We start from the raw sequence: 21,866 nt of genomic DNA on the forward strand, positions 1-21,866 counted from the left end.
TGTACAATTTTGTCTTTTTCATAAAACAAAAAGCATTATCATTCCAAAGTGACACCTAAAGAATGATAATGCCTCGATTCAAATTGTTTTCATCGTTTTATGAAACCGTGTGTTCTCAAAGAAACCAAACAATATTTTCTCTATTTATGCGTCTAAATGCTTTCCATTTGTCGCGATCACTTGTTTATACCAATCAAAGCTTTTCTTTTTCTTTCTATCTAATGTACCGTTGCCTTCATTGTCACGGTCGACATAAATGAAGCCGTAGCGTTTTTTCATTTCAGCTGTTGATGCACTGACAAGATCAATTGGGCCCCAGCTTGTATAGCCGATCAGATCAACACCGTCTGCGATCGCTTCTCTTGCCTCAAGCAAATGACTTCTGAGGTAATCAATTCGGTAATCGTCTTGAATGGAGCCGTCTTCTTCTACTTGATCCACAGCACCCAATCCATTTTCTACGATAAACAATGGTTTTTGGTAGCGGTCATATAGTTGGTTTAGTGTTGTACGAAGTCCTTTTGGATCAATTTGCCAGCCCCAATCACTTGCTTCTAGATAAGGGTTTTTCACGCCTTCAAATAGGTTACCACCAGTCACTTGTCCAAGAATCTCTGGATCTGTACTTGTCACAAAACTCATATAATAGCTGAAGCCGATATAGTCGACTGTATGGTTTCTTAGAATGTCTTCGTCACCGTCTTGGAATTCAATGTTGATGTTATTTTCCAGGAAATAACGTTTCATGTATCCAGGGTAATAGCCTCTTGCCTGTACATCTGAGAAGAACAATGTTTTACGATCTTGATCAATCGCAGCAAACATATCTTCAGGTCTTGAGCTGTACGGATATGTGGTCATCGCTGCAATCATACAACCGATTTTCGCATCTGGAATGATTTCGTGTCCTGCTTTAACAGCTAGAGCACTTGCAACAAATTGGTGATGCGCTGCTTGATATTGAATGCTCTTCTCGTCTTCGCCTTCTTCAAATACAAGGCCGCCCCCTGTGAATGGAGCATGTAAGACGACGTTAATTTCATTGAAGGTCATCCAATATTTCACTTTATCTTTAAAGCGAGTGAACAATGTTTTAGCGTATGTTTCATAAAGACCCACAAGCTTACGGTTTCTCCATCCGCCGTAGTTTTTCACAAGTGCAAGTGGCATTTCATAGTGAGAGATCGTGACAACTGGCTCAATTCCATGCTTATGCAGTTCATCAAATACTTTTTCATAGAAAGCGAGGCCCGCTTCATTCGGTTCCGCATCGTCGCCATTTGGGAAAATACGTGGCCAAGAAATGGATAGTCTGAAGCACTTGAATCCCATTTCTGCAAACAGGGCAATATCTTCTTTGTAGCGATGATAGAAGTCGATCGCATCATGATATAAGTTAAGGTCTTTCATTGATTCATCGAATGGGTGCATAATACCGTGTGGTGATACATCCGCTGTTGATAAGCCTTTTCCATCTTTGTTATAAGCACCTTCAATTTGGTTGGCGGCTACTGCGCCGCCCCATAAGAAACCTTTAGGAAATGTTTTTTCTAAATTGGTCATGTTGAATGCCCTCCTCATTTTCTTCTACACTGACTGTAAGCAATGTCTCTTTTACTGTAATCGCCCCATCTGTTTTCGCATTAACTTGTGCATAATCATTTGTGTTGGTGACGATAATTGGCGTTGTTACATCATAGCCTTCTTGCTGAATGCCCTCGATATCAAATTCAACGAGCACATCTCCTGCTTGAACAAGATCACCTGACTGCACATGACTTATGAAATGTTTACCGCCAAGTTTTACTGTATCAATCCCCACATGGATGAGAAGTTCTGTGCCTTGATCACTCTTTAAACCAATGGCATGTTTCGTTTGGAAAATGGTTTCAACCTTGCCGTTGAACGGTGCTACTACACGTCCAACTGTTGGGACAATGGCTGTTCCTTTACCCATGATTTCATTAGAGAATGTTGCATCATTTACTTGATTGAGCGGCTTTAGTTGACCTTCAAGCGGGCTTTGTACCACTTCATTTTGAAGCGCTACTGTGTCTTTCTTTTCTTCTGGTTTGTCTGCTTTTGTATCATCTTTCACTGGTACATCTTTGAACCCTAGAACAAGTGTCATGATGGTTGCTACAACAAAGCCGATCACTAATCCAATGATGGAGTAAACAAATGTCGGTCCAATGAACGTTGGGAGACCTGGAAGACCTGCTGATCCTGATATCACATATGACTTTACTTTGAAGATAGACATGAACACGCCGCCTGCTGCTGCACCAATGAGGGCTGCAAGGAACGGTTTTTTCAATCGCATGTTCACACCATACATAGCAGGTTCAGTAATACCCATTAACGCAGTGATACTTGTAGACATCGCCAATGATTTGAATGTTTTGTTTTTTGATCTTAAGAAGACACCGAATGCTGCGCCTGCTTGTGCCATATTCGCTACAAACATCATTGGAAGAATGAAGTCAAAACCGTTTAATGTAATGTTGTTGATCATGATTGGAAGTAGTGCATAGTGCATGCCCGTAATGATCAATGGTGACATAAAGCCACCGATTAAGAGTCCGGCCAAAATACCTGCATGTTTGAACAATAAATCAATTCCACCTGAAAGGCCATTTCCGATAATACCACCAAGCGGTCCAACCGCGATGAGCATAACTGGTACCACGACAAGAAGTGTAACTGTTGGAACAAGAATGATTTTTAGTGATTTCGGACTATATTTTTCCGCGAATCTTTCAACATATGAGCCGAGCCAGATAGTGAGTAGAATTGGAATCACCGATGAAGAGTACACAACGGCAACCACTGGTAGCCCTAGAAATTCTGTATTTCCTGCGCCTAGTAAAGCCGTTAACTGCGGGTGCAGTGCGGCTGCTGCAATGGCAGCGGCGATATATTGATTTGTGCCAATTTTTTTGGCTACGCTTACAGCAAGCAGAATCGGTAAGAAGTAAAAGGCTCCGTCTCCGATAGCTGTTAAAATCGCATATGTGCTGCTTTTATCTGAGATCCATTGGAACGTCAGCATTAATGCCAAGATCCCTTTGATCATACCAGCTCCAGCGATGGCTGGAAGAATCGGTGTGAAGACACCAGAGATAAAATCGAAAAGTTTAGAAATCACATTTTGTTTTGAAGCTTCTTCTGAACCGCCTGATTTCACATCGGCTGATAACCCAGAATCAGCAATCATTGCTTGATAGACGTTTGATACGTCGTTGCCAATAATGACATGGTATTGACCGCCGCTTTGATTCACGCCCATGACGCCGTCTGTTGATTGCAGCTTCTCTTTATCCGCTTTGCTTTCATCGTATAGGTTGAAGCGGAGCCTTGTCATACAATGCGTGGCTTGCTTTACATTCTTTTCACCGCCGACAAGCTCTAGAACTTCTTTTGCTGTTTGTTTGTGGTTCATTGTGTAACCCTCCAATCGTTGATTTCATCTTGATATAGAAAAAACCTAAACATCCATTAATGCCCGAAAAATAGCGATTCAGACATTAATCGATATTTAGGTTTTGCCTGCTTAACCAGTAACAATCCTTCATAGCGATTGATCGTTATTCAATTTTATAAGCCTTTAGATACAAAAAAACCTAAATCACGCCTTATCAAAGATAGGGACAATGATTTAGGTTTTGCCTGCTTGACCAGTAACAATCCTAAAAGATTGTGGGTTATTGAGTTTATAGTTATAAATTAGCATGTTAATTTTGATATGTCAACGCTTTCTTTTTGATTTATTTTCTTTTTATGACTCGATCGATGTGCAAAGTTAAGTATAACATCTCATCTTCTATGAGACTTCGGTTGTATTCTTTTTGAACATAGTCATTAATTTTCTCCGCACATTGAAAAGCGGCTGTATTTTTTTCCTTTACCACTTCATACAGAAACTCATTTTGATTTTCCATTTGTGTTTCGTTAAACAGACGCTGTCCAAAAAACTTCAAATGCGTGACAAAACGGAAATAATTTAATGATTCTTCGTCCAAATCAATTTGGAAATGATACTTTACGATGTTCAAAATATCTTGAATCAGTTTTGTAATTTGAATGACATTCGGCATTTCCTCATTCAGTTCTGCATTGACAATATGCATCGCAATAAAGCCTGCTTCATCCTCGGGAAGATGGATGTTGAGCTTGTCCTGTATGATCCGAATCGCTTCTACACCACACATGAATTCCTCTTTGTACAGCCGTTTGATTTCCCAAAGCAAGGCATTTTTAATGTCCATTCCTTTTTGATGACGTTCAATAGCAAAGGTAATATGATCCGTTAACGTGACATAGATGCTGTCATTTAAATTTTTGTTAAGGGTCGTTCTCGCGTGATCGATAATTGCCTCACACACTTGCATATACTCGATCGGAATATCATAAAGCAGGGTTTTGAATTTTTCTGATATATCTTTATTTTGAATGGAAAATACTTTTTCGATACGTTCTTCGTCAATCGGGTCTCCGCTTTTCTTTTGAAACGCAATCCCTCTGCCCATAATGACCAGCTCATGCTGCTCGTCATCATACGCACTGACCACATTATTGTTGATTACTTTCGAAATGATCAATTGATCCCCCCCAGTACATTCCGCTTTTTCGAGCATTTCATTGTTGATTGATATGTCATTTTATTATTATTTTCAAAAAAGAGGACTTTAAGATGATTTTACATTTTTTTTTGATACGGTCAACTAGAAAGAATGACATATTACCTCTCAGAAATGACGATTTAGGGGCAAAAAGGCTAAAAATAGACAAAAAACACTCTTCAAAAAGAGTGTTTTTTACAAAATTAGGAGCAATCCCAGTTATAGACGACATTTTCGAAATGTTTTCGTTTGAGGTCTTCTGGTTTGATAAAAAAGTTGGCAATGCCGCAATCTCCCCACAACATGTCCACTTCATCATCTGAGTCAATTTGCAATAATAGCACAGTATGTTCTTGGTCTACATAGGTACGCGGGTCTTCTTGTGTAAAACCTGGGTATCCGCCAACTTTATGGCCAAAACCACTTGCTGTCTCATAAAATTCATCTAGCAATTGATCTGCTTCATCACCATCAATACCAACAGCATCTTCGAATAGATCCCAGCTTTGCTTTCCTGTGACTTTTTCAAAGCGGAAATCTCCTACACTGATCGTTTCGCTTGATAATTCACCTGTAATTGCACCTTCCTTCGTAACTGGAAAATAAAAATCGTCAGGAATTTTCACGAATGAAAAATCAGTCAATAAGTCTTCTTCAGCTAAGAAAGGTTCCTCAATAAATTTGATCCGAAAATCTTTTTGCTCTGTTTTTTGGTCAATATTCATCCCATAAAGATCATCATGTACAGAAATAAACACTTGCAAAAGTCCTGTTTCTGGGTAATCTTTTAGCTTTGGCAGTTGGCCGAAATTGATTTGTGCCAGCAGCTTCATAGGATGGCCTTCTCCATCAACGGGATATTCGTCGTTTTTTGGGAAATAAGGATCACCTGCTATTTTGCTGTCATATGGCCCTGTTTTTCCTTGTTTTATCTGTAATTGAATCAGTGGTTTTTCAGTTTGATCTAACAATGGACGGTAAGGCGCAAGTACTTCTTGCAGCTTTGCTGATTGTGTCAAGATGGTCTTCCTCCTTATGAATAGGTCTAATGATCAAAACAGGTCTCTCTTTTTCTATCATACAGAAGTGTAACTTCTCTGTCAGTGAAAAACCCGTCAATATCATGACAAAAAACTCACTTTAACACGTTAAAAAACCTCCGATACGGCTGGAGGTTTTGTGATTCGTTTATTTATTTCACTTGATAATTCACTAAGTCTGTTGCCAATGTTTTCATCGTTTCGTTCGTTTCGTGCAGCCCCTCAATAATTTTTGTGAAAGTGCCAACGAGTTCTGCTTGATGTTCAGAAGAAGCCACGATTTGTGCTATTTCTTCTTCCATTCCTTTGATAGAGCCTTGCACATCTTTTAGCGCTGTTTCAATATCAGTCGTTGCTTGCTTCGCGTGAGTAGACAGCTTCCTCACTTCCGTAGCAACCACCCCAAAGCCTGCTCCTGCTTCACCTACTCTTGCAGCCTCAATGGATGCATTGAGTCCAAGTAAGTTCGTTTGATCAGAGATACCTTTGATGAGATTAGACACTTGGTTGATTTTAGAGGAATTTTCGACAGTGGTTTTTGTATTTTGTAGAATTTGTTCACTTGTCGCTTGTAGTTCCTCTGAATGTGCAGCCACTTGCTGTACCATCGCGACTAGTTTTTCGGAAGCATCGTTACTTTCCGTCATAATGTGTTCTAATCGTTGTTGATTCGTTTGGTCATATGCTACACAGAAGGCAGCGATCACTTGACCATTGTCATCTTTAATCGGAACGGCGACGATGTCCATAGGAATTCCGTACACCTCTTTAGGAATCTGGATAAACGATGGCTCTCTCCCATTTTTCAACATCGAAAAGTTTTGGAACCCGGGAGCTACAACATCCCCAGCTTTAAACCCTAAGTCAATGTTCCCGTGCTGCTGATAATAAAGAACCTTCTCTTTCCCTAATACAGAAAAGGTTAGCTGCTCTCTCATAGCTAGTCCAACGATTGGTAAAGCGTCTATTATGTTATCAATTCTCTGTGACATTCGCTCACGTTCATCCTCTCTTTTTCTCAGTACACTCTCTTTATCGGTTCTTTATATGATCTATTACAGCCTGCAATGTGTACTAATATCAACCAAATGTCCTAAGACATATAAAACAGCCACATTCTATCAAGAGAATGTGGCTGTTTTTAAAAAAAGAACATGCATATCAACACACTGATGACGATGAAAAAAAGATACATGCAGTCGATCCATGAAGTGCTGATGACATGATAATACGTTCTCTCCCTCGTCCCTGTGAAGCCTCTTGCTTCCATCGCAATGGCTAGTCGTTCAGATTTCCGTACGCCTTGCGTGAAAAGAGGGAGTGCATAACGTATAAAGGCTTTCCAGCTGTTTTTTTGCTTGTAGCCTCTAATTTTATGTGCAGCCTTCATTTGCTTCAATTCACTTTGAAACAACGGGATAAACCGGAAGCCTGCCAGCATCCCATATGCCCATTTGGGTGACATTCGGCATTGATGGATTAAGCTCATCATAAAGGCCGTCAAATCAGTTGTTGATGTAAAAAGGAGACCAAATGTCACAAACCCAAGCATTCTAAAAGAAATGGTCAGCCCATTTCTTAAACTCTCCTCTGTGATATGAAACCATGCCCATTTCCAAACTGTATGATCTCCCTTGCCAAAGGCCGCCATCATCCAAAACACGAGAATGAAAAAGAGCAGATAAGGTACAAGTCTGGTGATGAGGTATTTCAAATTCCAGCCGCCTAGGACAAGTCCAATTCCAAGTGCAAACAGCCAGATGATGAACGTCGTTTTAGGATCAGAAATCGCCATCAGACAGCACATCGCAAGGAGATGGGCGAGTAATTTCATGACTGGATTTACAGTGGATAGAAAGGAGTGATTACTTTGCAATCGTCATCACTTCCTTTCTTTCAGCCATATAGCGATAATGTAACGGCACTCTCAACTCACAGGAAGTGACAAGTTCCTGATGAGAAAACAAATCAAAAGGCGTACCATCATAAACATGCTCCCCTTGATGAAAAACAAGCACCTGATCAGCGCACTCATCAACGAGTTCCATATCATGTGTGACCATGATAATAGTGGTGCCTTGTCGTTGACATTCTTTTAAACGCCGGATTAACTCCCTCGCCGTTTTCTCATCCTGCCCGAAGGTCGGCTCATCTAAAATGAGTACATCCTGATCAAAAAGAAGCATCGTGGCAACACTTAATCTTCTTTTTTGTCCTAAGCTTAAGGTGAAAGGATGCGCGTCTCTATGCTTCTCTAGGCCGAACTCTGCTAATAGTTGATTCGTTTTTTCTTGCACCACAGACTCTGACCAATTTCGCTGTCTCCCACCAAATGCGATTTCATCAAACACTGTATCCTGTATAAATTGAAGTTCTGGATTTTGAAATACAAAGCCTGCTTTTTCATATAATGTTCGGTCAGACCACTTTTTCAGGTGTTTTCCTTTTAAAAAAATGTGACCTTTCTTTATTGGCTCTAAACGGATGACATGTTTAAGAAACGTACTTTTTCCGCTTCCATTTTCACCGATGATCGCAACCCAATCACCTGCTTTTATATCAAGATGCAGGTCATCTATAATGCTTTTTTTCCCGTAGCTTAATTGTAGATGATCTGTGCGAATAATGACCTCTCGATCTGTTGTTGACAATTTCTCATGACGTTCTTTTCTCGCCTCAAAGGTTTGCAAGAGTGTTTGACTCAGTGGATGAAACGGATTTTGTAAGACATTGGACCATTTCTCGGGAAATATTTTCGGACGCCAAATGCCGGCATCTTTCATTTCTCCCTCAAATGTATTCATCACGTCTTTTGGCGTTCCATCTGCTATGATACAGCCTTGATGATCTACCAAGATCACCCGATCCATCCACTCGATGACACCGTCTAACACATGCTCCACAAAAATCATCGTCTGATTCTGTTCAGCTGAAAGCTGCTGAAGTAATTGAAATATCTCCATTCTTCCTGCTGGGTCAAGCTGTGCTGTCGGTTCATCAAAGAACAGGACATCTGGCTCTAATGCTAGTAAACAAGCAAGCGCCAACCGCTGCTTCATTCCGCCAGATAAGGTATGAATATCTGTATTTGGGTCGACATCCAGCTGTACCTTTTTCATGAGATGCTGAATCATGTCATCCATTTGTTCACGAGGGACAGATCGATTCTCTAAGCTAAACGCAATTTCTTCATTGACTCGGTGCATACAAAACTGCGAATCTGGGTCTTGAAACATGACACCAGTATGCCTTTGCCGCATCACTTCTCCCTGTACTTCAGCTTCCATATGCTCTGGAATAATGCCAGCAAGCACAGAAATCAGCGTAGATTTCCCGCTTCCACTTGGTCCTAATATCAGCACCTTTTCCCCCTTTTGAATAGAAAGAGATACTTGATGAAGAACGGGATTCGGCTGTTCATAAAAACGGACAGTGAGATTACTGCACGCGAGAAATGAATCCATGCTGGTCACCCTTACTTCGTTTTTCTTTCATGATGGCATATTGATTCAGCACACCCGTTTTAGATAAAGCATCCACCACAACCTTTGCCAAGCAACCGCCGAGTAACATACCGCTGATGACTTGAGTGACAAGTGTCATGAGTAACACTTGAGGCGTGTAATAGCCGAATCCATTGGCAATGAGGCTATATGCCATTGCCCCTACTGCTGCAAAGGCACCAGACAACATGAGTGTCCACATGCGATATCGCTTATAGCCAAAAAGAGCGAAGGCGATTTCTGCTCCAAGTCCTTGGCATACACCAATCAAAAGCGCAGAAAGACCGAAGTGGCTGCCTGTCAGTAATTCCACGGCAGCGGCAGCTGTTTCTGCGATGAGGGCAGCGCCAGGCTTTTGGATAATGTAAGCAACGATTGGACTGGCAATGACCCAAATTCCGAACATGATGTTGCCTCCTGCTGGACCGACAAGGGCTGTAATCGGTAAATAAAGAGTCGACCACCCTAAATAGATAACTCCGCATGCCACTGATAAAATGACAGCAAGAACGACTTCTTTCATCTTCCATGTCATGAAGAATGCACCTCCATTCGGACAGGCCACTCTTCGACAGTAAAGGCCATGTCCCAAAATTTATACTCAAGCTGACAGCTTAAGATGAAGTGCTGTTTCATTTTCTCCTTTTCCTTCTCACTTGCTCCTTCCGCCCACTGATCAAGCCGTTTGCAAAGCTCCACTGTAACAGAGTCCGTTAACCCGCCATAAAACATGATCCACTCATAGAATGGATGGGCAGGGTCGGGCTCAACATCTTTAAGCATTCGTTTGCCTATTTCCCAATAGGTCCAAGGGCAAGGGAGCAAAACCGCAATGATTTCTCCTAGCGTCCCTTCCTCGGCGACTTGCAGCATGTGATGAATATAGTGATGAGCACTTGGCGCCAAAGACGCACCTTGCAGTTCATCATAAGCGACACCTGCCACTCGGCAAAGGTTTTGATGAGGATGTGTCTCACTATCAAGGACAAAAGCCATTTGTTGATGGAAAAAGGTAATGTCCTCTCTGTCTGTACATCTGCTGATGGCTGCCGCATAAATTTTAATAAAGGCATTTAAATATTCTGTATCCTGTTTGACATAATGAATGATCTGTTCCTTTTCGAGTTCTCCTGCTGCGAGTCCTCTCACAAACGGATGCTGATAAATCGCTTCAAATAATGGTTCTGCTTCTTGCCTTAATTGGGTTGAAAATGTCATAAAAAAAGCCTCCTCTTTTTCAGTTGAATAAATGAAAAAGCCACCCCAAATGGAGCGGCCTTCTTATCGATTCAATCATGAATAAGACAAGGTCCAGCTCCACTTCCCTCCGCTAGTACAAACTAGATCAGGTTCAAAGGGTCCAAGATTTCCTCTTGTCTCAGTCATACATGACTCCCCTAGTGGACTTTTGTCATTTAATTATCTTTACTCTACACATGTGACGATTTGATGTCAACCGCCGATCTTAATTCAATGTATTGATCGTTGGCAGCTTCTCGATCCCTGCTGCATAGTAGAAATTAAGGACACTGAAGAAATCAATTGGCTTTCCTGTCTTTAAATCAACAGCCAAAATATGATCGCCGTAATTTGTCAGGTCATCAATGTCTAAACGCCTTGGCGTTGTCTTTCCGAGAGTATCAACAAAGCTGCTATGGTAGTACTGCCCACTAGCAAACGATGATTCATGATACATAAATAATGTCTCCACATCTAAGTAGACAAGAATGGCCTCAGAGGAACTCGCGTATGGAGCAGAGTACGATACTGGTGCCGAAATACTCTTCACTTTTACACTGTCAACAGAATGCGTTCTCTGTTGATATTTTCCATCATATGAGAAATAAAATACACGCTCCCATTTATAATCAGCGGTCTTAGATTGTTTGTTATACACTTTTGTACCATTTGCGAAAACATCCCCATTGGCATACGAAGCAACAAAGTATTGCAATGTTGATGACAGGGATTCAGCACCTGTGAAATTTGGTGGGTTTTTTGCATTCACCTGTAATGTATATGAGTCTCCAAAGTCTCCACCGCTAGTAATACCAAACGCATAATCACCCGCTGGTAAATTGCTTAACGCAAGCAGACTGCCTGCCGGTTGAATCAGATCCGTTGGATAAGCTTGTCCTTCTTCATAATCAATAACAAATAACTGAACGAAATAATCAGCATTTGGAGAGGTAATCCGGCTGATGAGCGCCTGAGGGGACGATGTACTTAAGAACCATAAATCAACTGGATCTTCCTCGTTTAAAACTGCCGATTGATTAATGGCTAGTCCATCAATAGAGCGAACGGCAGACGTGCGCATCTTTCCATCTGCAGCCGCTTTTCGTTTAATACTTATTCCCTTTTTCTTATCTACTTTAAATGATTTTTTTACTTCCTTCTGTTGAACCGCAGTCCCTTTATCCTGCTTTTCAAACGACTCTTGCACTTGCTGAATGGCTTTTTCAGTCAGTGGCGATACTTTTTCACTTGATTTTGGTGCATCTTCTGCTTTGATTGCTGTTGAAAATAAACCTGTTGTGACCAATAAAATAGACAGTAAGGCGGCGGTGATTTTGACATAAAATGCTCTCACAGGAACATCCCCTTTTCCCTAATTTGGGTTTTTTACCCTGTGATTATTTTACCATTTTTCTAATACTTGTTTTGGACTTTTCAGGAAATTTTTATAACAAAAAACCAGCCGTATGAGTCACGACTGGTTTATTTGATGATTTATGCAATGGTTTTGACAAATAAACGTGCTGTTTCTGCACTTGATCCTGGATTTTGTCCAGTAATGATTTGTCCGTCTACAACGGCGAATGGCGCAAATGCATCGCCTTTTTCAAATGCTGCCCCTTGCTCGCGAAGTTTTGTTTCCAATAAAAATGGAACTTTAGATGTCAGCTGAACAGCATCCTCTTCCTCATTTGTGAATCCTGTTATTTTCTTGCCGTCGATAAATGATTTTCCATCACGATCCTTCACATCAACAAAGGCAGAAACGCCATGGCAAACTGCCCCAACGGCTCCATTTTTGTCTGAAATCGCTAAGATCGCATCGGCAACCAATTGATTGGACGCAAAGTCGATCATTGGGCCATGTCCTCCAGCAAAGAAAATGCCATCATACTCAGCTGGGTTTACATCGGTCAGTGCCTTTGTGTCTTGAAGTAATTCATATACATCTTGATATTGTGCTGGAACTCCTTCAGGAATTGAATTTTTATCGATCGGTACTGTTCCACCTTTTATTGAAACAATTTGCACGTTGAGTCCATTTTCTTTAAAAATATGAAATGGCTCGGCCAATTCTTCTAGCCATAAGCCTGTTGGGTGTCCGTTCATTTCTGAGCTGCTTGTTGATACTAATAAAACGTTCTTGCTCAAATTTATCATCCTTTCTATTTATCATGTGGCTATTTTATATTTTGCACAATTAAATATCAAGCAATCAGACTTGGATACAACTCTTTATGTTATACCCGATTTTTTTAAAAATATAGCCTCACTTCAAATCTAATCATTCTGTCACATTCTATTGACAGGGAATTTCATGTAAAATTGTGATGAAATGATATAATATGAGAAACAATTGACAGGCCTCTTGCGCTAGAGGGAATTTAAAAGGAGTGGAAAAAGAGATGAAAACCTATTCGATTGTGATGATTATCATCACGCTCTGTATCATATTGGCTGTCTTTTTAATGAATCTTACGGGCGTCATGTATGGAAAAATCATATTGGCTGTCGCTGTTGCCCTTTGTCTTACGTCCATTATTCGTTTGATGGGAATGCGTAAAAGATAAAAGCCGCCCTCTAGGGCGGCTTTACCGTGTAGACAAACCCTCGCATTTGGTGTCAGTCCTGTGCTTCAGTGCTTACCAATGTCCAATTCGCTCCGATGCTCGTCCTTCCTAAACTGCAAAGGTTTTCTATCACGCTGATAGGATTATATAGCCAGGATAAGTGCAATTAATGCAAGAAAAGCTGGTAACCCTTGTTTGATGATAATCGATTTATTAGACGTCACACCGCCAAATACTGCTGCGATGAACACACAAAGAACGAAAAATAGCTGAATCATATATCCTACGGTATTCGAACCAAGAATGAGCCCCCAAATGAGTCCAGCAGCTAGAAAGCCATTGTATAGCCCTTGATTAGCAAACATCACTTTCACATTTGGATCCTTTTGTAAGTGTTCAGGCAGATTGAAAGATCTTTTCGCCATTTTTGATTCCATAAAAAACATTTCTAGTAACATGATGACAATGTGCTCTAAAGCGACAATTCCTACTAAAATCATTGCTAAAATATTCAATTTAGTGAATTCCTTTCTGATAGACGGTCTCGTATTTGTATTTTGTCCGTGTATAAATCAAAGTCTTGGATTAGCTCTAACGCCTCATGAAAACGACTTTGTGGAATGTCTTTCATTTTTCTTACACCAAATTCCTTTTTAATAAAAGCCATGATGGTATTAATATGAAGCTTACCGTGGCCATCATACTCTAAATGGCTGCAAAAAGTCTGCATCGTCCCTCGAATCACCTTTAATTGCTTGGCAGTGACACAACTCATTGGTAACGCTCATCCTTTCTTGGTTTTTTAACAACTAAAAAGAACATTGAATGAAAGAAAAACCTTCCAATCTCTATTATATAATGGTTTCATTCGGATATCAAAATAAAAAAGAACAAACATTCGATCAAAGACGAGTCATACGCTAAAAATCCATGTCTTAACGTATCAAAAAGCCGGATTCATGGATAGAATCCGGCTTTTTGTTTAGTTGCTTTTAGAAATTAATACCTTTCCAACAGAACGGTCCTTACTTTGTCCGACGACTTTAAAGGATAGGCCGTATGTTGGCACATCACGTCCTGCATCCGGGTTATTTGGATTCACATAGTTCTTTTTATCACTAAATGTACGCGTTGGGCGGATATAGCGATCCTCTAAGGTTAAGCCTGTTGTCGCTGTATAATCAATATTCAGCTTCGTGCTTGGATTCAAAGAGAATGCTGCATCATGTACTTGGAAACCTGTCGCTGCAATAGAGCCGTCACTCCATTTCAACACTTGTTGATCTGCATCTACGACTCCAAGGAAGCCGTTCCCTGGATGTTTTCCAACCCAGTTATCACTGTACGATTGATCGACGTACCACACGACCAAACCGTTATTATAGCTCATCAGACTTGCTCCTCGTTTGATATGCTTTAAGCCTTTATCGACATCAGCATAAGAGCGCCATTCTAGTAAATAATACTGAGCGGCATATTGTTTTCCATTAGATTGAGAGAATCCATTAAAAGTGAACGTGGACGTTCCTTCGGCATCATCTGACCACACTTTTGCTCCATCTGCTGTAATCTTTAGATCATCTACAAATAAACCTGGCAGTGAATATCCTGCATCGGTTGTATAGCGGAATTGCAGATCGATCTTCTTCCCTGCATAAGCAGAAAGGTCAAAAGTTGCATCTACCCAGCCATCTGATTTTCCATCGATGCCATTGCCTTCATTCGCTCCTGCCTCATTTCGATCATTCGTAATATTACCAGCAATGGTTGTCCATTTGTCTGTCCCAGTTTCACGAACTTCTACATACGCATAGTCATAATCTTCTTCGATATCGTACCATGCTTTAAACGTAAGCTCGGCTTTGCTTCCCTTCGACAAATCAATCCCTGATGTCGTCATGGTAGCATTCAAATTGTCACCTGTTCCGCTGAAGTATGAATATTGCCCTTGTGCAGGCTGAGTGACCACAATCTCTTTATCTGGCAAATCGACTCGAACCGCATCATGGTTGGTTCCTTTTGTTGCTGCTTCATCGATTAAAACTGTTTTGCTTTTTGTTAATGTCTTACCATCAATGGTTTTTCCAGAAAGCCAATTGCCGCCATGCAGGTTTTGAAGCATTTCTTTTGCATATGGACTAAAACCTGTTGGTTCCGTACCAGGTACTTTACCTGCCCAGCTTCCGCTTGACATGATAGACCAATAAGAAACGGGCTCTCCTCTGCCTGTGTATTGTGTATCGTATTCATCAGGCAGACCAAGATCATGTCCAAATTCATGTGTGAACACGCCTGCTGCGCCATCTTCAGGCTCAATTGTATAATCTAGAGCGCCTAACTTTCCGCCTTGACCCACTTCTGATTCAGTGTTTGGAATCTCAAATACATCACCAAGTGACCAGCGATGCGACCAAATCGCGTCAGAGCCAAGCTGTCCGCCGCCAGCTTCTTCACCTACGCCAGCGTGTACAACCATGAGGTGGTCAATGATACCGTCCGGCTCATTATAAACACCGTCTCCATCCATATCATAGCGGTCCCATTGATCATATTCACCAAGGTCAATGTTTGGATCCTTTGCCGCTGCTTCGAGGGCTTCTTTCACCAATTCGCGCGGTCTGCCGTCACTGCCTGATTCGTCTGGTACGTTCCCGCCATAATATGCTGCTTCATGCTTGGCTGTATACCATCCAGCTACTGTTCCACTAATCGTGTAGCTTCCACCGGACTGCTTTTCATAATACTGCTTCATAGATACTTTTCTTTTACCATCTGGACCGATGTAGCCATTTTTTCCGAAAAGCATATCTTGGTAATGCTGCTGATCGTACTTGTCATAGTACATATCAGTCTCTTCTTTTTTAATACTATTATGCTTATAATCTTTAAAATCTACTAATAATACCAAAACTTTATCATTACGGACGTCGCCTTTATATTTTTCCTTTTTCACCGGCTTTACTTGATTGCCTTCTTTTCCTTTATGCTTCTTTAACTTTTTCTTTTTGGCTAGTTTATTATGTACATTTTGTTTGTATTCTTTTAGGAATTCAGGTTCTTCTGTTAAGGTACTTGCGCTTTGTTTCATCGCTGCTTCTTCTTTTTTCTTTAGGTAGTTCTTTAATGCTTTTTGGGTTTCTGCCTCATTGGCATTCTTTTTGATCTTTCCTTGTTTTTTCAAGGCTTTGATGAGGCGGTCTTCATTGACAACACTTGCGTCGAATGGAATACCTGAATAATGACCGCCATCTGAGGATGTTGACTTTTCTGAGGTGTGGGCAGATAGAGGGGTGCTGAAAGCTGTCAATGTGCCTAAACTGAGGACAGCTGTTAGTGCGATGCTCGTCCATTTCCCTTTTTTCATATTGGTTCCTCCCTAATTTGGTAATAAATAATATCTAATTCTAGCATATTCCAATATACTTAAGTCGAAAAACATTTTATTTTCAGAAACTTTGTGGAAAATGCACAATACGAGATTGAAATAGGTGGAACGAATTGTCGAAAATAAAAGAACCCTAGGCTATAAATGCCTAGGGTGTTTGTTGTTTTTCTATGAAAGCTGCTCTCCTTGATATGCAACAACATCAAGTGGAGCGGCTAAAAATTCTTTTGCCTTTGCGACGAAAGCTTGGAAATGTGCACTTGCATTATGGCTTTGAACCGCTGCTTCATCTTTCCACACTTCGACCATTAAAAAGGTGTTTTCTTTCTCTGTATCCTTGAAAAGCTTGTAGGACACATTGCCTTCTTCTTCCTGTGAAGCTTTCATTAAACCGTTGATTTCTTGTAGAAATACGTTTTCTTTCTCTGGATGAATGGTCATCCCTGCATGAATAATAATCATATGATCGTCTCCCTTTTTTTAAAAATTATTTCCACTCTGTGATGCGATCGATCGGTAAACGGTAAGAAGCATAACCTTCATCAGCCGCTTTCCCAATGGATAGAAGCATAACTGGTACATAGCGCTCTTTATCCCAGCCGAATGTTTCAGCGATGACTTCTTTGTCATATCCGCCAATTGGGTTTGTATCATAGCCATGCGCACGAGCAGCAAGCATCAGCTGCATTGACACAAGTCCACCGTCAATTAAGATCGTTTCACGATTCACTTGCTCTGGAAGAGCTTCAAAATGTGCAGTTAATGCAGCAATTTGTCTTTCTTTTACTTCCTGCGGCATGTAGCCATTTTCTACTGCTTTTGAATAAATTTCTTCTAAGTATTCATTGTTTTTCATATCTGCAAACACAGCGATGACGGCTGATGATGTAGCTACTTGTGTTTGGTTGAATTTTGCGAGTGGTGCAAGCTTTTCTTTTCCTTCTGGGCTGTCAATGACCATGAAGCGCCAAGGCTGTGCATTCACTGATGATGGTGCTGTTGTTGCCTCTTCTAAAATCTCCGTCATTTCTTCTTTGCTAATTTTCACTGCTGGATCATAGTTACGAATGGAGCGGCGCCCTTTCATAATATCCATAAAATCGTTTGTTTTTAATGTTGTAGCCATGTGTAACACTCCTTTAGGTTGTTTGAATCTTCTCGATGTTTTGTTGTATACGGATGAGCACATCAGTGAGAAGCTTTCGTTCTTCATCACTTACGTTTTCAAGCATTTCTGAGATAAATCGTTCTTTTTCTTTTTTAGAAGCTTCGATTCTTGTTCTGCCTTCATCTGTCAGACGAACAAGCGTGACGCGATTATCTTCCGGCTTTCTTCTGCGCGTGACCATTCCTTTTGTTTCTAACTGTTTTAAGTGACGCGTCACAGCCGCACTATCAATATTTACTTTTTTCTGCAAATCGGATTGGCTGATTTCGTCGGCTTGGAATAACAGTGATAGCAACTCCAGTCTTGATTGGCTGATGCCCGTGCATGCTTCGAACTTCACACCCATCATACGGTTCACGCACTGCAAACGATATAATACCTCTGCTTCTTCAGAGCAAAATGCAGTCAATGCCATCCCCTCTTTTCTATTCAGATCAATTAGTTGATATATCAATCATTGACTCGTCAACTAATATACACCCATTGTTTCATGATTGCAAGAGGTTTGTTTCATAAAGTGAAATTTTTATTTCAATCAAAAAAGACGAGCTTTTGCTCGTCTCAGACCGTAGACACAGGGCTAAAATTTACTTTATTTTAGCCCTGTGTCTTCTTTTCAGCGTGAAAAAAACCTTTGCAGTCTAGAAAGGACAGCTACTTTTGCGGAACGAATTTGACATTCGTGAGCACCAGCGCGCAGGACTGACACCGAATGCGAGGGTTTGTCTTCACGCTGGGACGAGCTTTTGCTCGCCTTAAGAACTTGGTGTCGATGTTGGTCCCACATAGTAGCTGATAAATCCAATGATCATCAAGACTACAAAAATAAAGAGAATGAGTTTGAGCATTCTCATGGTTTATCCCCTCCCACTCATCTAACTTATCATATCTAGAAGAAGCGCTACCTAAAATTTACATAAAAAAAGACAAAAGCGATTCATCACTTTTGTCTTCTTCTCTTTATTCTGTAATCACTGTATGAATCAAAGTCGGAGCATCAGCATGGTCAGCGATGCGGATGTTGTCATAAATTTTCTCCATGACATTCGCAACATCTTCACGATTTGCATGCAGCGTCACGAGAGATTCGCCTTTTTCTACACGATCGCCTACTTTTTTGTTGAGCATGATGCCAACAGATAGGTCGATATCGTCTTCTTTTGTTGCACGTCCTGCTCCAAGAATCATCGCTGCAACACCGATTTCGTCTGCGACGATTTCAGCGATCACACCTGATTCTTTTGCCGGCACTTCGATTTGATAAGGTGCTTGTGGCAGTTTTTCCGGTTGATCTACAATCGAGCCGTCTCCACCTTGGTTTTCTAAAAATTCCTTGAATTTCTCAAGTGCTTTGCCGTTTTTCATGACTTCAATTAGCTTTTCTCTTGCTTCATCAAGTGTCTCTGCTTTTTTCGCAAGAACGACCATTTGACTTCCTAATGTGAGCACAAGCTCGTTTAAGTCTTCAGGGCCTTCGCCTTTAAGCGTGTCAATCGCCTCTTTCACTTCAAGGGAATTTCCAATCGCTAATCCTAGCGGCTGAGACATGTCTGAGATGACAGCCATCGTTTGTCTGCCAACATTATTTCCGATACGAACCATTGCTTTTGCAAGCTTTTCAGAGTCTTCAGGTGTTTTCATGAAAGCACCTGCACCTGTTTTCACATCTAATACGATTGCATCTGCGCCAGCAGCGATTTTCTTACTCATAATCGAGCTTGCAATGAGCGGGATTGAGTTAACAGTTCCTGTTACATCACGAAGGGCATACAGTTTTTTATCAGCAGGTGTCAGGTTGCCTGATTGTCCAATGACCGCTACTTTATGACGGTTCACCAGCTCGATGAACTCGTCTTTTGTAATTTCAACGTGGAAGCCTTTGACTGCCTCTAACTTGTCGACTGTTCCACCCGTATGTCCAAGACCACGCCCAGACATTTTTGCAACAGGTACATCAAGTGCTGCAACAAGAGGAGCGAGTACAAGCGTTGTTGTATCGCCTACACCGCCTGTTGAATGCTTGTCTACTTTAATGCCGTCGATAGCAGACAGGTCAATTGTGTCCCCTGAGTTTGCCATAGCGAGTGTTAAATCTGCACGTTCTTGATCTGTCATATCTTGGAAGAAAATCGCCATCGCCAAGGCACTTGCTTGGTAGTCAGGAATTGTTCCGTCCGTATAACCTTTGACAAAGAAAGAAATTTCCTCTGAAGATAATTCTTTTCCGTCACGTTTTTTCGCAATGATATCTACCATTCTCATTGTTTTCACCATTCCTTTTTTAGTTTAGTAAATCAAACCGACAACGCCTGCTGTTAAGAAGCTGACGAGTGTTGCACCGAATAACAGCTTTAATCCAAAGCGTGCGACAACGTTTCCTTGTTTTTCATTTAAGCCTTTCACTGCTCCAGCAATGATACCGATAGACGAGAAGTTTGCAAATGACACAAGGAATACAGAAATGATCGCTTCTGTACGAGCAGTGAAATGGAAGGCATCGCCAGAAAGAATTTGCATCGCCACAAATTCGTTAGACACCATCTTGGTCGCCATAATACTTCCTGCTTGTACTGCTTCGCTCCATGGTACACCAACAATAAACGCAAATGGTGCAAACACATATCCAAGTACATCTTGGAAAGAAACACCGATGGCAGCTGTGAAAATACCATTAATCATCGCAATTAATGCAACGAATCCAATCAACATCGCAGCCACAACAATGGCTACTTTGAAACCATCCATAATGTATTCGCCGAGCATTTCGAAGAAAGATTGTCTTTCTTCTTCTACGACTTCAAGCATGTCTTCGTCTTTAGACACTTCATATGGATTGATGATAGACGCAATAATAAATCCACCAAATAGGTTCAGCACAAGTGCTGTAACAACGTACTCCGGTTTAATCATTTGCATATACGCACCGACAATGGACATTGATACAGTCGACATCGCAGATGCACACAATGTATAAAGACGCTGTTGAGGTAATAATCCAAGCTGCTTCTTAATGGAAATGAACACTTCGGATTGACCCAAAATCGCTGACGCTACGGCGTTGTAAGATTCTAGTTTCCCCATTCCATTGACTTTACTAAGCAAATACCCAATTCCGCGTACGATCAGCGGAAGGATACGCCAATGCTGCAGGATACCAATCAAGGCAGAAATGAAGACGATCGGCAGCAAGACATTGATAAAGAAAGTTGACGCATTATCATTCATTAAACCGCCAAATACGAAGTTGATCCCTTCACCAGCATAGCCTAGAAGCATTTGGAATCCTTTTGCAAAGCCCCCGACTAGGAAGTTCCCAACACCTGTATTGAGCAGAATATAACCTAAAATAAATTGCAGTACAATCATGACAATGACTGGACGGAATTTCACTCGCTTTTTCCCGTTACTTGCCAGCCATGCAATGGCGAGAATCACCAGCAAACCGATAATACCAATGACGTATTTCATGTTTTTCCTCCTTGAATGAATTCGTTTACATTAATGTGCTTGTATGGAACAAACCCTATTTCGCAAACAAATTGCGGAAGAAAATCCCAGAAATGAGACCCTTCCGCATATGACTTTTTCATCATCTAATGAGTCATGATTGTTATCCTACCATAGGATCGTATGAATTAATAGTCTTTAGAAGGAGCTGATTGATCCCCTTTAATAATGGAAACGCCTGCACTGGCACCAATACGGGTTGCGCCTGCAGCTGTCATCGCTTCTACGTCTTCTTTTGTTCTCACGCCGCCTGATGCTTTGACACCGAGGTCAGGTCCAACTGTTTTACGCATTAATGCGATGTCCTCAGCTGTTGCACCGCCTGTACTAAATCCAGTCGATGTTTTGACGAAATCAGCGCCAGCTTTTACAGAAAGTTCACAAGCTCGTACTTTCTCTTCATCTGTGAGTAAACAAGTTTCAATGATGACTTTCACTAAGGCTTTGCCTTTTGCTGCGTCTACAACGGCACGAATATCTTGTTCGACTGCATCATATTCGCCATCTTTCAATGCCGCAATATTGATGACCATGTCCACTTCAGTTGCACCGTTTTCAATGGCATCCTTTGTTTCAAATGCTTTCACTGCTGTTGTGTTTGCACCTAACGGGAAACCGATGACTGTACATACATCAACGCCTGTTCCTTCTAGTTCTTTCGCCGCAAGAGATACCCAAGTTGGGTTCACACAAACGGAAGCAAATTGATAAGTCTTTGCTTCTTCTAATAACTGCATGACCGCAGCTTTAGATGTATCTGGTTTTAGTGCTGTATGATCAATGAGCTTTGCTATTGTCATGATTCACACTTCCTTTTAAATATGATACTTTC

Annotated in this window: 21 protein-coding genes and 1 riboswitch; of the genes, 1 reads left to right on the forward strand and 20 read right to left on the reverse strand. The window is 41.1% G+C overall.

What is annotated here, in order from left to right:
- Window positions 1–144: 144 nt before the first annotated feature.
- The 11 genes from MHI58_RS18850 to MHI58_RS18900 form a co-directional block, all read right to left on the reverse strand.
- Window positions 145–1,563 (reverse strand): glycoside hydrolase family 1 protein, encoded by a 1,419-nt coding sequence (locus tag MHI58_RS18850; RefSeq protein WP_041508000.1) that lies wholly within the window; start codon window positions 1,561–1,563, stop codon window positions 145–147.
- On the reverse strand, window positions 1,535–3,442 hold the full coding sequence (locus MHI58_RS18855; RefSeq protein ID WP_041508001.1) for a beta-glucoside-specific PTS transporter subunit IIABC: 1,908 nt from the start codon (window positions 3,440–3,442) through the stop codon (window positions 1,535–1,537). The genes MHI58_RS18850 and MHI58_RS18855 overlap by 29 nt, the downstream gene beginning before the upstream one ends.
- A gap of 325 nt (window positions 3,443–3,767) precedes the next feature.
- Window positions 3,768–4,601 carry a BglG family transcription antiterminator LicT gene (licT, locus tag MHI58_RS18860; protein ID WP_017368351.1) on the reverse strand — a complete coding sequence of 278 codons (834 nt, stop codon included), beginning with the start codon at window positions 4,599–4,601 and terminating at the stop codon, window positions 3,768–3,770.
- A 224-nt stretch (window positions 4,602–4,825) separates the two neighbouring features.
- On the reverse strand, window positions 4,826–5,641 hold the full coding sequence (locus tag MHI58_RS18865; RefSeq protein WP_017358646.1) for a YwqG family protein: 816 nt from the start codon (window positions 5,639–5,641) through the stop codon (window positions 4,826–4,828).
- 173 nt (window positions 5,642–5,814) lie between these two features.
- A complete protein-coding gene (locus MHI58_RS18870; RefSeq protein WP_008345693.1) occupies window positions 5,815–6,654 on the reverse strand; it encodes a methyl-accepting chemotaxis protein in 840 nt (279 codons plus the stop codon).
- Between the two features lie 149 nt (window positions 6,655–6,803).
- Window positions 6,804–7,538 carry an energy-coupling factor transporter transmembrane protein EcfT gene (locus MHI58_RS18875; RefSeq protein WP_045033732.1) on the reverse strand — a complete coding sequence of 245 codons (735 nt, stop codon included), beginning with the start codon at window positions 7,536–7,538 and terminating at the stop codon, window positions 6,804–6,806.
- Complete coding sequence (locus MHI58_RS18880) at window positions 7,528–9,126, reverse strand: ABC transporter ATP-binding protein (RefSeq protein ID WP_045033730.1); 1,599 nt, start codon at window positions 9,124–9,126, stop codon at window positions 7,528–7,530. Before MHI58_RS18880 ends, MHI58_RS18875 begins: the two co-directional genes overlap by 11 nt.
- A complete protein-coding gene (locus MHI58_RS18885; RefSeq protein WP_019743666.1) occupies window positions 9,101–9,700 on the reverse strand; it encodes an ECF transporter S component in 600 nt (199 codons plus the stop codon). The genes MHI58_RS18880 and MHI58_RS18885 overlap by 26 nt, the downstream gene beginning before the upstream one ends.
- A complete protein-coding gene (gene tenA / locus MHI58_RS18890) occupies window positions 9,697–10,383 on the reverse strand; it encodes a thiaminase II (protein WP_045033728.1) in 687 nt (228 codons plus the stop codon). Before tenA ends, MHI58_RS18885 begins: the two co-directional genes overlap by 4 nt.
- An 87-nt stretch (window positions 10,384–10,470) precedes the next feature.
- Window positions 10,471–10,574, reverse strand: a riboswitch (TPP riboswitch).
- 56 nt (window positions 10,575–10,630) lie between these two features.
- Entirely contained in the window at window positions 10,631–11,758 is a 1,128-nt protein-coding gene (locus MHI58_RS18895) for a hypothetical protein (RefSeq protein WP_045033726.1), read from the reverse strand.
- 140 nt (window positions 11,759–11,898) lie between these two features.
- Entirely contained in the window at window positions 11,899–12,555 is a 657-nt protein-coding gene (locus MHI58_RS18900) for a type 1 glutamine amidotransferase domain-containing protein (protein WP_017358640.1), read from the reverse strand.
- A 254-nt stretch (window positions 12,556–12,809) separates the two neighbouring features.
- Here MHI58_RS18900 and MHI58_RS18905 point away from each other — a divergent pair, with 254 nt between their 5' ends.
- Complete coding sequence (locus MHI58_RS18905; RefSeq protein WP_008345707.1) at window positions 12,810–12,974, forward strand: hypothetical protein; 165 nt, start codon at window positions 12,810–12,812, stop codon at window positions 12,972–12,974.
- Between the two features lie 143 nt (window positions 12,975–13,117).
- On the opposite strand, the gene MHI58_RS18910 is transcribed toward MHI58_RS18905, so the two are convergent.
- The 9 genes from MHI58_RS18910 to deoC all read right to left on the reverse strand — a co-directional run bounded on the left by MHI58_RS18910 (window position 13,118) and on the right by deoC (window position 21,834).
- Window positions 13,118–13,489, reverse strand: a complete 372-nt coding sequence (locus MHI58_RS18910; protein ID WP_007498006.1) for a DUF1304 domain-containing protein — start codon at window positions 13,487–13,489, stop codon at window positions 13,118–13,120.
- Entirely contained in the window at window positions 13,486–13,749 is a 264-nt protein-coding gene (locus MHI58_RS18915) for an ORF6C domain-containing protein (protein WP_008345710.1), read from the reverse strand. The genes MHI58_RS18910 and MHI58_RS18915 overlap by 4 nt, the downstream gene beginning before the upstream one ends.
- A 207-nt stretch (window positions 13,750–13,956) precedes the next feature.
- A complete protein-coding gene (locus MHI58_RS18920; RefSeq protein WP_041508006.1) occupies window positions 13,957–16,338 on the reverse strand; it encodes an immune inhibitor A domain-containing protein in 2,382 nt (793 codons plus the stop codon).
- Window positions 16,339–16,527: 189 nt separating this feature from the next.
- Entirely contained in the window at window positions 16,528–16,821 is a 294-nt protein-coding gene (locus MHI58_RS18925; RefSeq protein WP_041508007.1) for a putative quinol monooxygenase, read from the reverse strand.
- Between the two features lie 25 nt (window positions 16,822–16,846).
- Window positions 16,847–17,485 carry a nitroreductase family protein gene (locus MHI58_RS18930; protein ID WP_017368360.1) on the reverse strand — a complete coding sequence of 213 codons (639 nt, stop codon included), beginning with the start codon at window positions 17,483–17,485 and terminating at the stop codon, window positions 16,847–16,849.
- 13 nt (window positions 17,486–17,498) lie between these two features.
- Window positions 17,499–17,942 carry a MarR family winged helix-turn-helix transcriptional regulator gene (locus MHI58_RS18935; RefSeq protein WP_045033720.1) on the reverse strand — a complete coding sequence of 148 codons (444 nt, stop codon included), beginning with the start codon at window positions 17,940–17,942 and terminating at the stop codon, window positions 17,499–17,501.
- 545 nt (window positions 17,943–18,487) lie between these two features.
- Entirely contained in the window at window positions 18,488–19,789 is a 1,302-nt protein-coding gene (locus MHI58_RS18940; RefSeq protein WP_039164991.1) for a pyrimidine-nucleoside phosphorylase, read from the reverse strand.
- Between the two features lie 24 nt (window positions 19,790–19,813).
- Window positions 19,814–20,995, reverse strand: coding sequence for a NupC/NupG family nucleoside CNT transporter (locus MHI58_RS18945; RefSeq protein WP_019743592.1), 1,182 nt, complete (start codon window positions 20,993–20,995; stop codon window positions 19,814–19,816).
- Window positions 20,996–21,162: 167 nt separating this feature from the next.
- Window positions 21,163–21,834 carry a deoxyribose-phosphate aldolase gene (gene deoC, locus MHI58_RS18950; protein ID WP_045033705.1) on the reverse strand — a complete coding sequence of 224 codons (672 nt, stop codon included), beginning with the start codon at window positions 21,832–21,834 and terminating at the stop codon, window positions 21,163–21,165.
- Window positions 21,835–21,866: the final 32 nt, after the last annotated feature.

The sequence above is a fragment of the Bacillus sp. FSL K6-2869 genome (assembly GCF_040869405.1).
Taxonomy (GTDB): Bacteria; Bacillota; Bacilli; order Bacillales; family Bacillaceae; genus Bacillus; species Bacillus altitudinis.

What these genes read in the sequence shown, in the direction of transcription:
- MHI58_RS18850 (WP_041508000.1), bottom strand. Translation starts at nt 1,563, where the DNA reads ATGACCAATTTAGAAAAAACATTTCCTAAAGGTTTCTTATGGGGCGGC.
- MHI58_RS18885 (WP_019743666.1), bottom strand. Translation starts at nt 9,700, where the DNA reads ATGACATGGAAGATGAAAGAAGTCGTTCTTGCTGTCATTTTATCAGTG.
- MHI58_RS18920 (WP_041508006.1), bottom strand. Translation starts at nt 16,338, where the DNA reads ATGAAAAAAGGGAAATGGACGAGCATCGCACTAACAGCTGTCCTCAGT.
- deoC (WP_045033705.1), bottom strand. Translation starts at nt 21,834, where the DNA reads ATGACAATAGCAAAGCTCATTGATCATACAGCACTAAAACCAGATACA.
- MHI58_RS18925 (WP_041508007.1), bottom strand. Translation starts at nt 16,821, where the DNA reads ATGATTATTATTCATGCAGGGATGACCATTCATCCAGAGAAAGAAAAC.
- MHI58_RS18930 (WP_017368360.1), bottom strand. Translation starts at nt 17,485, where the DNA reads ATGGCTACAACATTAAAAACAAACGATTTTATGGATATTATGAAAGGG.
- MHI58_RS18905 (WP_008345707.1), top strand. Translation starts at nt 12,810, where the DNA reads ATGAAAACCTATTCGATTGTGATGATTATCATCACGCTCTGTATCATA.
- MHI58_RS18940 (WP_039164991.1), bottom strand. Translation starts at nt 19,789, where the DNA reads ATGAGAATGGTAGATATCATTGCGAAAAAACGTGACGGAAAAGAATTA.
- tenA (WP_045033728.1), bottom strand. Translation starts at nt 10,383, where the DNA reads ATGACATTTTCAACCCAATTAAGGCAAGAAGCAGAACCATTATTTGAA.
- MHI58_RS18935 (WP_045033720.1), bottom strand. Translation starts at nt 17,942, where the DNA reads ATGGCATTGACTGCATTTTGCTCTGAAGAAGCAGAGGTATTATATCGT.
- MHI58_RS18880 (WP_045033730.1), bottom strand. Translation starts at nt 9,126, where the DNA reads ATGGATTCATTTCTCGCGTGCAGTAATCTCACTGTCCGTTTTTATGAA.
- MHI58_RS18915 (WP_008345710.1), bottom strand. Translation starts at nt 13,749, where the DNA reads ATGAGTTGTGTCACTGCCAAGCAATTAAAGGTGATTCGAGGGACGATG.
- MHI58_RS18945 (WP_019743592.1), bottom strand. Translation starts at nt 20,995, where the DNA reads ATGAAATACGTCATTGGTATTATCGGTTTGCTGGTGATTCTCGCCATT.
- MHI58_RS18855 (WP_041508001.1), bottom strand. Translation starts at nt 3,442, where the DNA reads ATGAACCACAAACAAACAGCAAAAGAAGTTCTAGAGCTTGTCGGCGGT.
- MHI58_RS18870 (WP_008345693.1), bottom strand. Translation starts at nt 6,654, where the DNA reads ATGTCACAGAGAATTGATAACATAATAGACGCTTTACCAATCGTTGGA.